This window comes from Ramlibacter sp. (assembly GCF_035706265.1).
In the GTDB taxonomy this organism is placed as follows: Bacteria; Pseudomonadota; Gammaproteobacteria; order Burkholderiales; family Burkholderiaceae_C; genus Ramlibacter.
Window position 1 is genome coordinate 1 of record NZ_DASSVG010000580.1, and the last position, 14395, is coordinate 14395.

Here is a 14395-nt window from a genome sequence, read left to right on the forward strand (position 1 = left end):
CCAGGTTGCGCGCCTTCACGTGGCCGAAGCCGCGGATCTTCTCCGGCAGCGCGGCGATCTCGACCGCCTGCGCATGGTTGCCCGGCTGCAGCCGCTCCAGCAGCTCCAGCACCGTCTGGCGGTACTCGGCGATCAGCGCCCGCTCGGTGCGGCGCTCTTCGGTCCGGCCGAAGATGTCCAGCGGCGTCCCCCGCAGGCCCCGCAGCCTGGCCAGCAGCCGGAACAGGTGGATGGTGCCCGGCCCGAACTTGCGCTTGACCAGCTCGCCCTTCTCGTTGTGCTTCGCCAACAGCGGCGGCGCGAGGTGGTAGTGGATCTGGAAATCGCCTTCGAACTGGGCCGCCACCTTGTCGCGGAAACCCGTCTCGGCATGCAGGCGGGCGACCTCGTATTCGTCCTTGTACGCCATCAGCTTGAACAGGCTCTTCGCCACGGTCTCGGCCAGCGTCGTCTTGCCCAGGGGCGCCTCGGCGGCGCGCACCCGCTCCACCAGCTCGCGGTACTGCGCCGCGTAGCCGGCGTTCTGGTAGGCCGTGAGGAACTCGACCCGGCGCGCCACCAGGCTCTCGAGCGTCTCGCGCTTCTTGAACTCGATCACCTGGGCGCTCGGCGCCAGCAGCGCGGCCACGCCCTGCGGGTCGTGGGCCGCGCGGCGGCCCCACGCGAAGGCGGCCTTGTTGTTCTCCACCGCCACTTCGTTGAGCTCGATGGCGCGCAGCAACGACTCGCGGGCGAGCGGCACCCAGCCCTTCTGCCAGGCGTAACCGAGCAGCATGGGGTTGGTGTAGATGCTGTCGCCGATCAGCCGGGAAGCGAGCTCCTCGGCGTTGAAGGCGGCGAGGTTCCCGGCGCCCACGGCCTTGGCGATCTCGCCCGCGCAGGCGTCGGACGGGTTGGCCCACTCGGTGTTCTTCACGAAGGCGGCGGTGGGCGTGGCGTGGCCGTTGAGCGCCACGCGCGTGCGGCCGGCGCGCATGCGCAGCACCGTCTCCTTGCCGGCGGTGACGATCGGGTCACAGCCGATCACGAGGTCGGCCGCGGCCATGTTCACGCGCGTGGTGCGGATCGCATCCTGCGTGTCGGCGATCAGCACGTGGCTCCAGGTCGCGCCGCCCTTCTGCGCCAGGCCGGCCGAATCCTGCGTGACGATGCCGCGGCCCTCGATGTGGGCCGCCATCCCGAGCAGCTGGCCGATGGTGATCACGCCGGTGCCGCCGACGCCGGCCACGACGATGCCGTAGGCCTCGGCGGTGAGGGGCAGCCGCGGCTCGGGAATCTCGCCGCCGTCGTAGGGGGAGGGCGCCGCCTGCGCCTTGGCCTTGCGCTTGAGCGTTCCGCCTTCCACCGTGACGAAGCTGGGGCAGAAGCCCTTGAGGCAGCTCGTGTCCTTGTTGCAGGTGCTCTGGTTGATGGTGCGCTTGCGGCCGAACTCGGTCTCGAGCGGTTCCACCGACAGGCAGTTGGACTTGGCGCTGCAGTCGCCGCAGCCCTCGCACACCAGGTCGTTGATCATCACGCGCACGGCCGGGTCGGCCATGGTGCCGCGCTTGCGCCGCCGGCGCTTCTCGGTGGCGCAGGTCTGGTCGTAGATGATGGCGGTGACGCCCTCGGTGTCGCGCAGCTCGCGCTGGATGCGATCGAGCTCGTCGCGGTGGTGCACCGTCACGCCGGCGGGCAGCTTCGCGCCCTCGTACTTCTCCGGTTGGTCGGTCACCACCACCAGCTTGCGCACGCCTTCGGCATCGAGGCTCTGCGCGATCTGCAGCGGCGTGTGGCCCTCGGGGCGCTCGCCCACCGGCTGGCCGCCGGTCATGGCCACGGCGTCGTTGTACAGGACCTTGTAGGTGATGTTGACGCCGGCGGCGATGGACTGCCGGATCGCCAGCAGGCCGCTGTGGAAGTAGGTGCCGTCGCCGATGTTGGCGAACACGTGCTTCTCGTTGGAGAAGGGCTGCTGGCCCACCCACGGCACACCCTCGCCGCCCATCTGGGTGAAGCCGACGGTCGCGCGGTCCATCCACACGGCCATGAAGTGGCAGCCGATGCCGGCCATCGCGCGCGAACCCTCGGGCACGACGGTGGAGGTGTTGTGCGGGCAGCCGGAGCAGAACCAGGGCATGCGATCGCCCTTGACCTCCACCACCTGCATCGCGCGTTCCTTGGCCTCGATGATGGCCAGTTGGGCGTCGATGCGGGCCTGGATGTCGCCGTCCAGGCCGACCTTCTTCAGCCGGCGGGCGATGGCGCGGGCGATCAGGTGCGGCGACAGATCGGCGTTGGCGCGCAGCAGGGCGTGCGCGGTGGGATTGGGGGTGGACCACTCGCCGCCCGCGAAGCCGTCGTCCTGGTCGAACTTGCCGACCACGTTGGGCCGCACGTCGGGTCGCCAGTTGTACAGCTCCTCCTTCACCTGGTACTCGATCACCTGGCGCTTTTCCTCCACCACCAGGATCTCCCGCAGGCCTTCCGCGAACTCGCGCGTGCCGGTCGCCTCCAGCGGCCACACCACGCCCACCTTGTGCAGGCGGATGCCGAGGCGGCGGCAGGTCTCGTCGTCCAGGCCCAGGTCCAGCAGGGCCTGGCGCGTGTCGTTCCAGGCCTTGCCGCTGGCCATGATGCCGAAGCGGTCGTTCGGGCCCGAGACGGCGGTGTAGTTGAGGCGGTTGGCGCGGATGTACGCCAGCGCCGCGTACCACTTGAAGTCGTACAGGCGCGCTTCCTGGTCCAGCGCCGCATCGGGCCAGCGGATGTGCACGCCGCCGGGCGGCATCTGGAAATCGGTCGGCAGCACGATCTGCACCCGCTCGGGATCGATCACCGCGGTGGCGCTCGACTCCACGATCTCCTAGATCGTCTTCATGCCCGACCAGACGCCGGCGTAGCGGCTCATGGCGAAGGCGTGCAGGCCCATGTCCAGGATCTCCTGCACCGTGGCCGGGAAGAACACCGGCAGGCCGCAGGCCTTGAAGATGTGGTCGCTCTGGTGGGCCGCGGTGGAGCTCTTGGCCACGTGGTCGTCGCCGGCCACCGCGATCACGCCGCCCCAGGGCGTGGTGCCGGCCATGTTGGCGTGCTTGAAGACGTCGGAGCAGCGGTCCACGCCGGGGCCCTTGCCGTACCAGATCCCGAACACGCCGTCGAATTTGTTCGATCCCTTGGGGGCGAAACCGAGCTGCTGCGTGCCCCACAGCGCGGTGGCGGCGAGTTCCTCGTTCACGCCCGGCTGGAACACGATGTTCTGCGCCTGCAGGTACTTGCGCGCCTTCCACAGCGCCTGGTCGTAGCCGCCGAGGGGCGAGCCGCGGTAGCCGCTGATGAAGCCGGCGGTGTTCTTGCCGGCGAGGGCGTCGCGCTGGCGCTGCAGCATCGGCAGCTTCACCAGCGCCTGCACGCCGCTCATGAAGGCGCGCCCGGTGTCGAGCGAATACTTGTCGTCGAGGGTGACGGTTTCCAGCGCCTTGCGGATGTGTTCAGGCAGCGGTGCGTTCATCTTCTGCTTGTCTCCTGGCGCCCCGGGGTTCACGGCTCAAGCGGGGCGGCTGCACAGTGTATGTCCCACGCGGGGACAGATGTTTGCTTTTCATGCCCTCTGCCGGCTAGGATCCGCAAGGATCTTTCGCGAACGACGGGTAAATGGAAAAGCTTGACAGGTACGACATCCAGATTCTGAGCGAACTGCAGGCCGACGCGCGCCTGACCAACGCCGAACTCGCCCAGCGCGTGGGGCTATCGGCCGCGCCCTGCTGGCGGCGCGTGCGGGCGCTGGAGGAGGCCGGCTACATCAAGGGCTACCGGGCCGAGATCGACCGCCACAAGATCGGCCTGGGCGTGCTCGCCTTCGTGCGGGTGGACGCCGAGCGCGTCACCGGCCAGAGCGCGCGCGAGATGGAGAACGCGATCCGGCAAGTCCCCGAGATCGTGTCGTGCCACTACATCAGCGGCACCGGCACCTTCGAGCTGCAGGTGGTGGCGCGCGACCTCGACGCCTTCTCCCAGTTCGCCCGCCAGGTGCTGATCAACCTGCCGCACGTGAAGGACCTGCATACCAGCTTCTCACTGGGGGAGATCAAGGCGAGCAGCAGCCTGCCCTTGGGGCACCTGCAGCCGTGACCAGGCACAGCCAAGCAGCCGGACAACCGGACGCAAAGGACGCAAAGACTTCGCAAAGGACGCAAAAGGACAGCCGATTCCCAGATGTCTTCTTTGGCGTCCTTTGCGTGACCTTCGCGTCCTTTGCGTCCGGATGTTCGGTATTCACCGCGGCCACAGCACCCACAGCGCCAAGGGCTGCTTGAGCCGGCCCGCCACTTCGCCCGCCTCCGCACCCCAGCCGGTGAAGTAGTCGGCCCGCACGGCGCCCACGATGGCGCTGCCGGTGTCCTGGGCGAAGACCAGGCGGTTCAGGGGCAGCAGCGGGCCGGGCGTCGACAGCCACATCGGCGTGCCGTAGGGCACGCTGTCCTTCTCGATCGCGATCGAGCGGCCCGGCGTCAGCGGCACGCCCTGGGCGCCGCGCGGGCCGAAGCCGGCGTCGAAGTCCGACAGCGGCTCCTCGCGGAAGAACACCACCCGCGGATTGCTCCACAGCAGCTCCTGCAACCGCTGCGGGTTGGCCCGCGCCCAGGCCTTGATGCCGGGCCAGGATGCATCGCGCAGCGCGCCTTGCTGCAGCAGCCAGCTGCCGACGCTGCGATACGGCTGCTCGTTGCTGCCGGCGAAGGCGAGCCGCACGACGCTCACCCGGCCATCGGCTTCGGTGACGCGCAGCCGCCCCGAGCCCTGGATCTGCAGGGACAACGCGTCGAGCGGGTCGGCGACATAGGCGATCTCGCGTCCCCGCAGGCCCGCGCGGGCCTGGGGCAGGGTGTCGATCTCCTGGCGCGTGTACCAGGGCCGGCGCCGGGCCAGGTCCGCCGGCGGGGCGTAGAGCGGCACCTGCTGCGCCGCGGTCGGCACCCGCGAGGCCTCCAGCATCGGCTCGTAGTAGCCGGTGAGCAGGCCCTCCTCGCGCGCCAGCGGCTCGATGCGCCAGGGCTGCAGGCGCCGCTGCATCCACGCACGCTGTTCGTCCGCGCTGGCGATGGAGAGCCGCCGCACCTCGGGGCACAGGCCCGCATGCGGCGGCGCCGGCCGCTCGCAGCTGCGGATCCAGGCATTCCAGGCTTCGTGCAGGGCGTCCTCGGCGAAGCCGGGAAGCTCCGACCAGCGCGCGGGGATCCAGCGCGCCTTGCCGCGCACCACGGGCGCCGGCAGCACGCCGTCCTCCGGCGCCGCGGGCGGCGGTGGCGTCACCACGGCGGGTGCGGGCACCTGCAATGGCGGTTGCGGCGGCAGCGGCACCGAAGTGCAGGCGGCCAGCATTCCTAGAATGCCGGCAAGGAACAGGACCCGGACCATGTTGTTGATTCTGCTGGAAGCGCTCGCCGCGCTGGTGCTGCTCGTGGCCATCGTGTGGTGGACCATGTTCTCCGGCCGCAAGAGCGGCGAGCCCCCGCGGGAGGACCCGCCGCGCGGCGGGGACGGTCGCGGCTCGTCGTGAGCATCAATTCAACATCCGGACGCAAAGGACGCGAAGGAAGCGCAAAGGACGCAAAAGAAGCCATCAGGAAAGTTGATGTTCTTTTGCGTCCTTTGCGTACCTTTGCGCCCTTTGCGTCCGGATGTCCGGTTTCGGAATTCACAAGTCCCGCAGCAGGTTCGCCAGTTCCACCGCGGATTTCACTTCCATCTTGTCGAACACGCGCGCGCGGTGCACTTCCACCGTGCGGACGCTGATCGCGAGCTGGTCGGCGATCAGCTTGTTCGGCAGGCCCCTGGCCACCAGGCGCATCACGTCGCGCTCGCGCTCGGTGAGTTCGTCCAGCCGGTGCTGCAGCGCCCCCTTCTCGCGCTGCGCGGCCTGCACCTCGGCGGAGCAGCGCAGCGCCTCCTCGACCCGGTCCACCAGGGCGTTGTCGGAGAACGGCTTCTCGCAGAAGTCGAAGGCGCCGCGCTTGACCATGTCCACCGCCGTCGGCACGTCGGCATGGCCGGTCAGGAAGATCACGGGCATCACCTGCTGCAGCTTGCGCTCGATCAGCTTGTCGAACAGCGCCAGCCCGCTCATGCCCGGCATCCGCACGTCCAGCAGCAGGCAGCAGGCCTGGGTGGGCTGGAAGCCGCCCTGCAGCATGGCCTCGAATTCCTCCGCGCTGGCGTAGGTGGAGGACAGCAGCCGGCGCGAGCGCAGCAGCCAGGCCAGCGCGTCGCGCACGCCCGCGTCGTCGTCGACGATGAAGACGGTGGCATCGGTGGCAGGCTGCATGGTCAGGCGGCGGCGGTTTCGGCAGGCAGGGTGAACCGGAAGATCGTACCCTGCGGCTGGTTGGGCTCGAACACGAGGTGGCCGCCGTGCTGTTCGACGACGGTGCGGCACAGGCTCAGGCCCAGGCCCATGCCTTCGGCCTTGGTGGTGAAGAAGGGCGTGAACAGCTTCTGCTTCACCTCCTCCGGGATGCCGGGCCCCTGGTCGGCCACCGAGAACTCGAGCCAGCGCTTGCCGCCTTCGCTGGCCGGCGTGGCGCGCACCTGCATCACCAGCTCGGGATGCGGCACGTGGGCCTCGTCCATCGCCTGCATCGCGTTGCGCGCCAGATTGAGCAGCACCTGTTCGGCCATGGTGGGATCGCACAGCGCCCGCGGCAGGCCTTCGGGCACCCGGATGTCCACCCGCACGCCCAGCTTGTGCGCCTGCAGGTTCACCAGCGGCAGGATGGCGTCGAACAGCACCTGCGGCGGCACCGCCTCGCGGGCCTGGGTGCGCCGGCGCACGAAGTCGTGCACGCTCTTGATCACGCGGCCGGCGCGGTCCGCCTGTTCGGCGATGCGGCTCATGGCGATCTGCAGCATGTCGGTGGAGGCGGGGTCGCGTTCCTGCAGCAGGTTCATGGAGCCGTTGGCGTAGCTGGCGATGGCCGCCAGCGGCTGGTTCAGCTCGTGGCTCAGCAGCGATGCCATCTCGCCCACGGTGGCCAGCCGCGCGGTGGCCTGCAGCCGCTCCTGGCTGGCGCGCGAGAGCTCCTCGGACCGGCGCTGCTCGCTGATGTCCAGCACCGCACTCATCCAGCCGGTCTGCAGCCCCTGCGCGTTGATCAGGGGCGCCTCGATCACCAGCACCGGGAAGCGGGTGCCGTCCTTGCGCATGAAGACCGATTCATAGCCGGCGCGCGGCGGGATGTTGCGGCCCGACAGGCGCACCTCCTGGCGCTTGCGGTAGTCCTCGATGCGCTCGGGCGGCCAGTAGGGCGCCGGCACGCCCTTGCCCATCAGCTCTTCGGCCGTGAAGCCCACCATGCTGCAGAAGGCCGGATTGACGTAGGTGGTGCGGCCCTGCAGGTCGCGCGCCCGCAGGCCCGTCACCAGCGAATCCTCCATCGCCTTGCGGAACGCGAGCGCGTCGGCCAGGTCCTGCTCCACCCGCAGGCGCCGCCGCGTGTCGTGCCCCAGCATGAACAGCACCGTCACCAGCGCGATCGACATCACCGTGACCAGCGCCGTCAGCACGTTGGGGAAGAGGTCCGGCTCGGAGCGGCGCCAGCTGTCCATGCGCAGCACCATGGTGTTGCCCGGCAGGTCCAGCAGCTGCTGCGCCGTGAAGACGCGCCGGCCGCGGCGCGCCAGGCCATGCATCGCGAGCCGCGTGCCGTCGGCCTCGGTGAACGAGATCTCCTGGCTCTTGCCCATCTGCGGGCCGATCTGGGTGGCCAGCAGGTCCACCAGCGAATAGGTCGCCACGACGTACCCCACCATGCGCCCCGCCTCCACCTGCGGCAGGCACAGCTCCATCAGCTCCAGCCCCAGGCCGTCGGCCTGCGGCACGAAGTGGCTGCGGGCGTAGGCGTGGCTGCTGATGCGGGTGGCGGTGGCGCAGGCCTGCTGCACCTCCGCCAGCGAGCTCTCGCGCTCGAAGCGGCCGAACACCGGCGTGCGGTAAGGCGTGTCGACGGCCGTCAGCAGCTCCAGCCTGGGGCCGCGCCGCTCGATGCGCATCCATTCGCGGTGGCCGCGCAGCAGCCGGTCGGCCTCGGCGCGCCACTGCTCGCGCGTGCGCAGGCCGCTTTGCAGCGCCTGCAGTTCCTGCACGTTGCGGGTGAGCGCGGAGCGGATGTCGCTCAGCGCGTCGGCCACGTCGCGTTCGACGTTGGCCTGCGCCACGCTGGCCTCGTAGCGCGCCGCCAGGTACACCAGCGTGACCAGCAGCGCGACGACCAGCACGCCCAGCAGCATCCACAAGGACCAGCGCCTGAGGGTGGACAGGCGCACCGACGGAAAACCGGGAACGAAGAACGAAGTCACAACACCCTGTGCTGCAAGGCCGGCAACTGGCTGCGCACCTGCTGCAGGCGGTCCCAGGCGAGCTCCGCCACGACCACGCCGGCGCCTTCTTCCTCGCGCTGCGCCAGCACCGCGCCCCAGGGATCGACGACCATCGAGTGGCCCCAGGTGCGGCGGCCGTTGTCGTGCCGGCCGCCCTGCGCCGGCGCCGCGACATAGGCCAGGTTCTCGATCGCGCGGGCGCGCAGCAGGATCTCCCAGTGCGCCTGGCCGGTGCCGTAGGTGAAGGCGCTGGGCACCAGCAGCAGATCGGCGCCGAGCGCGCGATACAGCTCCGGAAAGCGCAGGTCGTAGCAGACCGACAGGCCCACGCGCCAGGCCTGGCCGTCGCGCGAAGGCAGGGTGAAGGACTGCGGCGCGCGGCCGGCCTCGATCACGCGCGATTCGTCGTACTGCTCGCCGCGGCCGTTGTCGTAGCAGAACAGGTGGATCTTGTCGTAGCGCGCCACGCACTCGCCCTGCGGCGAGAAGGCCAGGCTGGTGTTGCGCACGTGCTGCTGCGACTCGGCCACCAGCGGCAGCGTGCCGCCGACGATCCAGAGCCCGAGCTCGCGCGCCGTGGCGGCCAGGAAGCCCTGCACCGTGCCCTGGCCGAAGGCCTCGCGCACGGTGAGCTTGTCGGCATCGCGCTGGCCCATGAGGCAGAAGTACTCGGGCAGCACCGCCAGTTCGGCGCCGGCACGGGCCGCTTCGGCCAGCAGGCCGTAGGCGGCATCCAGGTTGGCAGGCAGCTGCGAACCGGAGACGGTCTGGAGGGCGGCGATCTTCATGGTGCGTGCTTTCAGCGCGTGGCGGGGTCGGGCGGCGCGCCGGAGGCGCCGGTGGTTTCGGGGGTGGCGGAACGCGCCACGCGGGTGACGCGCGGGTCGGTCCAGGTGCCGTCGACGTGGAATTCCTGGGTGGCCGCGCGGATCAGCGGCTGGCGCAGGAAAATCTGCGCCAGGAAGGAGCCGAGGCCGATCGCCGGATTGATCACGGTGGCCACCAGCGAGGCGGTGCCGGCGTTGATCTCGGGCACCACCACCACCTTCAGGTCCTGCGTCTCGCGCTCGATGTCGGCCTTGCCTTCCATCAGCACCGCGGCGTTCACGCCCTTCATCTGCAGGTTGTTGGTGGCGGCGATGCCCTGCGCAATGGTGATGTCGCCGCGGACGAAATCGAAGGAGAAGCCCTCGCTGAAGACGTCGCGGAAGTCGAGCACCAGCCGGCGCGGCAGCGACTGCAGGCTCAGCACGCCCAGCAGCTTGGCCAGGCCCGGGTCGGCCTTGAGGAACTGGCCGTTCTCCACCTGCACGTTGAAGCTGCCGGTGAGGGAGGGATAGTCCAGCGCCAGCGGCGAGCCGATCCAGGAGACGTTGCCGTCCATCGCCCCGCGGCCGCGCCGCAGCACGTCCTTCATGCCCATGCGCGCCAGCAGGTTGCCGGCATCGGCGATGTCGAGGCGGAACTTCATCGAGGTGCGGCGCCGCTCGCCCGCGGCCGCGGCCTGGCGCGGCCCGCCCGGCGCCACCGCCTCCGCCCCGACGGCCGCCCAGTTGCCCGAGGCGTTGAAGGAGGCTTCCGGCATGGTGAGACTGAGCTTGTTGAGGCGCCACTCGCGGATGCCGCCTTCGCGCACCACCGTGCCCGCGCCGCGGTTGACGGCGTCGATCTCCAGCCGCCCCAGCTTCTTGCCCTTGAGCTCGAAGTTGTCGACGATCACGTCCAGCGCCGGAATGGCGCTTTGCTGGTCCAGCAGTTCCTCGACGTCGCCGGCGGCGGAGGCGGCGATGTTCAGCCGGGCGAGGCGCGCGTGCACGCGGCCGGCGCCCGTGCTCTGGGGCTGGCGGTATTCGACGTAGCCATCGAGCTCGTTGGCCTCGATGTTGGCGCGCCAGACGCGGCCGTCGCGCGAGCCTCCCACCACCACGTTGCGCAAGGTGCGGCCGCCGACGCTCAGCTCGCCTGCGCGCAGTGCGATCACCGTCGGCAGGTAGGACTGGCTGGCGCCAACCTCGCGCGAGGGCAGCGCGGCGCCCACCGGAACGGTCACCGGCGCCGGCGTGGTCTCCGGCCCGGCGGCGCGCTCCAGCGCGTCCTCCCAGGCGTCGACGTCGACCCGGTCCAGCTGCACGTTGGCCGTGACGCCCTCGTCGGGCAGCACCACCGTCTCGCCCGGCGCGAGGCCGACCGCGATGGCGCCGCGCAGCACCCGCGGCTCCTCGCCCGACAGGTCGCGCACGAAGTTCACCGAGCCCACGCGCCCGAGGTCGACCGTCAGCATCTCCTGCAGCCTGGCCTGCGGCAGCAGCGACTCGCGCATCAGCGCCGTCTCGTAGCGCAGCGGCAGGGCGGCCTCGGCCGTCTTGTTCAGCGGCGGCGGCAGGTTGATGGCCAGGCCCTGCAGGTTGCTCGTGACCTGCACCTCCGGCGGGCCGCGGCGGAAGGTCAGCAGCAGGTTGTAGCCGGTGGCGCCATTGAAGTCGCGCGCCAGCCGCGACACGAAGCCCAGTTCGCGCGCCTGGCGCAGGCCCTCGGCGGTGGCCGTGCCCTGGCCGCGCAACTGCACGATGGCCGGCTCGCCGGGTCCGCCCGGGCGCGATCCGCCGTCCAGCCGCACCTCGCCGCCGAGCGCCCGCGCCTGCACGCCGGCGACCTGGAAGCCCTTCTCGGAGAACAGCACGGCGCCGCGGGCGCGCGCCAGCGGCGGGCTGTCCGGCGTCATCTGCACGTCGTTGCCGGCCAGCGTGACCGTGCCCTGCACCTGCGAGCGCGTCATGTCGCGCAGCGGCAGCGCGAGCCGCAGCTGCACGTCCGCGTTGCCGCTGCCGGTGGTGCGCTCCAGCGCCTGGCTGGTCATCGCCGCCACCGGGGAGGTGTTCACCACCGCCAGCGACTCGCTCACCGGCCCCTCGACATGCCCCTGCACGTTCACCTGCGGGCGATGGAAGTCGGGGATCTGCGCGTCGGCGCGGATCTGCAGCAGCGGCCGCCCGTGCACCCGGCCGGTCGCGTCCTTCACCTGCATGCCGTTGCCCTGGAACACCAGGCCGCCGGACAGCCCGGTGAACGCGGGCCAGCTGCCCGGGCCCTCGTTGATGCTGGGCGGCACGTAGGCGAACACCACGTCCTGCACGTGGGTGGCGACCAGGAACTCGCCGCCTTCGTTGTCGGGAAAGGGGAAGTGGCGCAGGTCGCCCTTGACGCGGAACTTCGTCCCGGTCGCGGCGCCGCTCACCACCGATTCCTGCACGTAGTCGCGCGCCTGCTTGGGGATCGCCGAGGGCAGGTAGCGCCACACGCGCGATCCGTCCGCGCGGGTTAGGCTGCCCTGCAGGTCCAGCACGCCGGGAAAGCGCGGCGTGCCGGACTTCGGATCGCCCGTGCGCCAGCTCGCCTGCGCCTCGCCTTCGGCGTCGGCGTTGGCGAAGCGGAAGTTGGTCACGTTGAGCGACAGCTGCTCGCCTTCCACCTGCCACTGCAGGTCGGCGCCCAGGCTCTCCACCGGGATCACGGGCTGCTCGAAGACGCCGGGGAAGTCCAGGCTGCCCTGGGCGATGGCGAGCCGCGCCTTGCCGCCCGCCTGCGTCAGGTCGAAATCGAGCGCGGCGCCGCGCAGGCCGGGGATGCCGGTGTGGCCCCCGGGATCGGGCTGCGCCGCCGTCTGCAGCCGCACGGCGCGGCCGCGCGCCTCGTACGCCTGCAGCGCATCGAGCGGCCCCTGCCAGCGCGCCTGCACCGTCTCGACCAGCCCTTGCGGCGCATAGGCCTGCAGCGCCGCCCGGGTGGGCGCGCCCAGTGGCAGGCGGGTGGCGATGTGGCCGAGCGCCTGCAGGTCGAGCCGGTCGGCGCGCAACTCACCGTGGGCCGGCGCCTTGCCCTCGGCGCCGCTCCAGCTCAGGGCCACGTTGCCGCCCGGCCAGGCCTGGCCGTCCTCGGTGAGGAACTGCAGGTCCTGGGTGTGGAACTCGAAGCCGGTGGCGGTGCGCTTGCCGCCCAGGCGGCCCGAGACCGACCGCAGCACCAGCGGCTCGAGCGCCGCGCCGAGCGTGGCGCGCACGTCCGCCAGGGCCACGTCCGCGGTGCCGCCGGCGATCTCGCCGTGGTCCACGTCGGCCCAGGCCCGCAGCCGGCCGCGGCCCTGGGCGATGTCGAAGCCGAGGTCGGCGTGCCGGCGCAGCTGCGACAGGTCCACCGCGCCGAACTGCGCATGCAGCTGGCCGGTCCACTGCTGCCAGCGGCCGGCGCGGGTGGTCAGCAGCGGCTGGCGGAAGATCCCGGTCAGCGTGAAGCGCTCGCCCCAGGCCGCCGGCGGCGTCGCGTCCAGCCGCAGCATGTGGCGGCGCGCCGCGTTGCGGGCGATGAAATCGACCTGGCTCAGCGCCAGCGTCGGCGCGCCGCGCGCTTCGTCGGTCCATTCCAGGGTGCCGCCCTGGATCACGATCTCGCGCTGGCTGAAGAACCAGTCGGCCGCGCGGCCGTCGTTGCTGCTGCCGCGCGTGACGTCCAGGCCGGCGATGAAGATGCGGCCGTCCACCGCGCGCCGGATCGCCAGGGTCGGCCGGTCGATATAGAGCTGCTCGAAACCGAGATTCCACAGCGAGCGCGGGGACAAGGCCGCCATCACCAGCGGCAGCCGCAGCGCCTCGCGGCCCTGCGGATCCAGCAGCACCACGTCTTCCAGCGTGAAGGAGGGCACCAGGCCTTCGGTGCGGGCGCTGATCGCGCCGATGCGCACCGGGATTCCCAGCACCCGCGAGGCCTGGATTTCCAGCTCGGGGCGCAGCTCGCCGATTCGCGGCACAATGAATCCATGCAGCGCACCCCAGGCCAGCGAGAGCAGCAGCAACGCCGCGAGCAGCAGCCACAGGGACCACTTGACGGCTGCGGCAAACAACCTCAGCGCGCTTGAGGGATACGGCGGCGTCGCATTCATGAAGACTTGGGAGTGGCGGGAATTATGACCCTCGGCGACGCGCCGGGTACCGGCAGCGGCGGCACCGCATCGCACGGCGGGGCCGCGGCCGCCGCGGAGGACAGCCCCGGCGGACCTGTTCCACTTTCCGGCCAATCCCGTTTCGTGCAGCGGTTGCGGCGCCGCTATGCCAACGAACTCGCATTGTTGCCTGCGGGCGACCCTTCGCACGCGACGATGGCAGTCGCTTACCAGGCTTTACGCTCCGGCGGCCATGACGTGGCTGCGGCGCTGCGCGTGCTGCGCCAGCTGGTGATGGAGCGGCTGGTGGTGCTCGATTGCGATCGGCAGGCGCCGCTGGCGACGATCACCCAGGCCGTCACCGAGCTCGCCGAGTTCGCGCTCGACGAGGCCTGCCGCCACGCCTGCGCGGAGCTGGACGAGGTGTACGGCGCGCCGCGCAAGGCCGACGGCCGCCGCTCGCAGCTGTGGGTGGTGGGCATGGGCAAGCTGGGCGCGCGCGAGCTCAATGTCTCCAGCGACATCGACCTGGTCTACGTCTACGAGGAAGACGGCGAGACGGCCGGCAATGCCGAGGGCCGCAACCGCATCTCCAACCACGAGTACTTCGCCAAGGCGGTGAAGGCCATGTACGGCCTGGTCGGCGACGTGACCGAGCACGGCTTCGTGTTCCGGGTCGACCTGGCGCTGCGGCCCAACGGCAACTCGGGGCCGCCGGCCGTGTCGCTCGGCGCCCTGGAAGACTATTTCCAGGTGCAGGGCCGTGAATGGGAGCGCTTCGCCTGGCTGAAGAGCCGGATCGTGGCGCCGCGCAGCTGCATCGCCGACGGCAGCGCGCAGCAGCTGCGCACGGCGGTGCTGCCCTTCGTGTTCCGGCGCTACCTCGATTACGCCGTGTTCGATTCGCTGCGTTCGCTGCACCGGCAGATCCGCGAACACGCGGCGCGGCGGGCGGCGGGCCGGCCGGAGCGCGCCAACGACGTCAAGCTGTCGCGCGGCGGCATCCGCGAGATCGAGTTCATCGTGCAGCTGCTGCAGGTGGTGCGCGGCGGCCAGTTCCCCGAGCTGCGCACCCGCCCGACGCTGCAGGCGCTGCCGCGGCTGACG

7 protein-coding genes and 2 pseudogenes are annotated in these 14395 nt (G+C 70.9%); 3 read left to right on the forward strand and 6 right to left on the reverse strand.

Annotation, left to right across the window (positions count from 1 at the left end; all coding sequences use genetic code 11):
* A pseudogene (locus VFM98_RS20790) lies at window positions 1-3490 on the reverse strand (indolepyruvate ferredoxin oxidoreductase family protein); the annotation flags it as partial.
* A 143-nt stretch (window positions 3491-3633) separates the two neighbouring features.
* Here VFM98_RS20790 and VFM98_RS20795 point away from each other — a divergent pair.
* Entirely contained in the window at window positions 3634-4110 is a 477-nt protein-coding gene (locus VFM98_RS20795; RefSeq protein WP_325111801.1) for an Lrp/AsnC family transcriptional regulator, read from the forward strand.
* 144 nt (window positions 4111-4254) lie between these two features.
* On the opposite strand, the gene VFM98_RS20800 is transcribed toward VFM98_RS20795, so the two are convergent.
* The gene (locus tag VFM98_RS20800; protein ID WP_325111802.1) at window positions 4255-5463 is read right to left on the reverse strand and encodes a murein transglycosylase A; all 1209 of its coding nucleotides are present in this window, start codon (window positions 5461-5463) and stop codon (window positions 4255-4257) included.
* Here VFM98_RS20800 and VFM98_RS20805 point away from each other — a divergent pair.
* Entirely contained in the window at window positions 5396-5539 is a 144-nt protein-coding gene (locus VFM98_RS20805) for a hypothetical protein (protein ID WP_325111803.1), read from the forward strand. The two genes, VFM98_RS20800 and VFM98_RS20805, sit on opposite strands and share 68 nt — an antisense overlap.
* Before the next feature lie 138 nt (window positions 5540-5677).
* On the opposite strand, the gene VFM98_RS20810 is transcribed toward VFM98_RS20805, so the two are convergent.
* The 4 genes from VFM98_RS20810 to VFM98_RS20825 all read right to left on the reverse strand — a co-directional run bounded on the left by VFM98_RS20810 (window position 5678) and on the right by VFM98_RS20825 (window position 13288).
* Entirely contained in the window at window positions 5678-6304 is a 627-nt protein-coding gene (locus tag VFM98_RS20810; protein WP_325111804.1) for a response regulator transcription factor, read from the reverse strand.
* A gap of 2 nt (window positions 6305-6306) precedes the next feature.
* Window positions 6307-8265 carry a two-component system sensor histidine kinase NtrB gene (locus VFM98_RS20815; RefSeq protein WP_325111807.1) on the reverse strand — a complete coding sequence of 653 codons (1959 nt, stop codon included), beginning with the start codon at window positions 8263-8265 and terminating at the stop codon, window positions 6307-6309.
* A gap of 65 nt (window positions 8266-8330) precedes the next feature.
* Window positions 8331-9143: a carbon-nitrogen hydrolase family protein gene (locus VFM98_RS20820; RefSeq protein WP_325111805.1), complete on the reverse strand. Its 813-nt coding sequence runs from the start codon at window positions 9141-9143 to the stop codon at window positions 8331-8333.
* Between the two features lie 11 nt (window positions 9144-9154).
* Window positions 9155-13288, reverse strand: coding sequence for a YhdP family protein (locus tag VFM98_RS20825; RefSeq protein WP_325111806.1), 4134 nt, complete (start codon window positions 13286-13288; stop codon window positions 9155-9157).
* A 24-nt stretch (window positions 13289-13312) separates the two neighbouring features.
* Here VFM98_RS20825 and VFM98_RS20830 point away from each other — a divergent pair.
* A pseudogene (locus tag VFM98_RS20830) lies at window positions 13313-14395 on the forward strand (glutamine-synthetase adenylyltransferase); the annotation flags it as partial.

Bases quoted from the DNA above. Each gene is read 5' to 3' on its own strand.
- VFM98_RS20795 (WP_325111801.1), top strand. From the start codon at position 3,634: ATGGAAAAGCTTGACAGGTACGACATCCAGATTCTGAGCGAACTGCAG.
- VFM98_RS20805 (WP_325111803.1), top strand. From the start codon at position 5,396: ATGTTGTTGATTCTGCTGGAAGCGCTCGCCGCGCTGGTGCTGCTCGTG.
- VFM98_RS20800 (WP_325111802.1), bottom strand. From the start codon at position 5,463: ATGGTCCACCACACGATGGCCACGAGCAGCACCAGCGCGGCGAGCGCT.
- VFM98_RS20810 (WP_325111804.1), bottom strand. From the start codon at position 6,304: ATGCAGCCTGCCACCGATGCCACCGTCTTCATCGTCGACGACGACGCG.
- VFM98_RS20815 (WP_325111807.1), bottom strand. From the start codon at position 8,265: ATGCTGCTGGGCGTGCTGGTCGTCGCGCTGCTGGTCACGCTGGTGTAC.
- VFM98_RS20820 (WP_325111805.1), bottom strand. From the start codon at position 9,143: ATGAAGATCGCCGCCCTCCAGACCGTCTCCGGTTCGCAGCTGCCTGCC.
- VFM98_RS20825 (WP_325111806.1), bottom strand. From the start codon at position 13,288: ATGAATGCGACGCCGCCGTATCCCTCAAGCGCGCTGAGGTTGTTTGCC.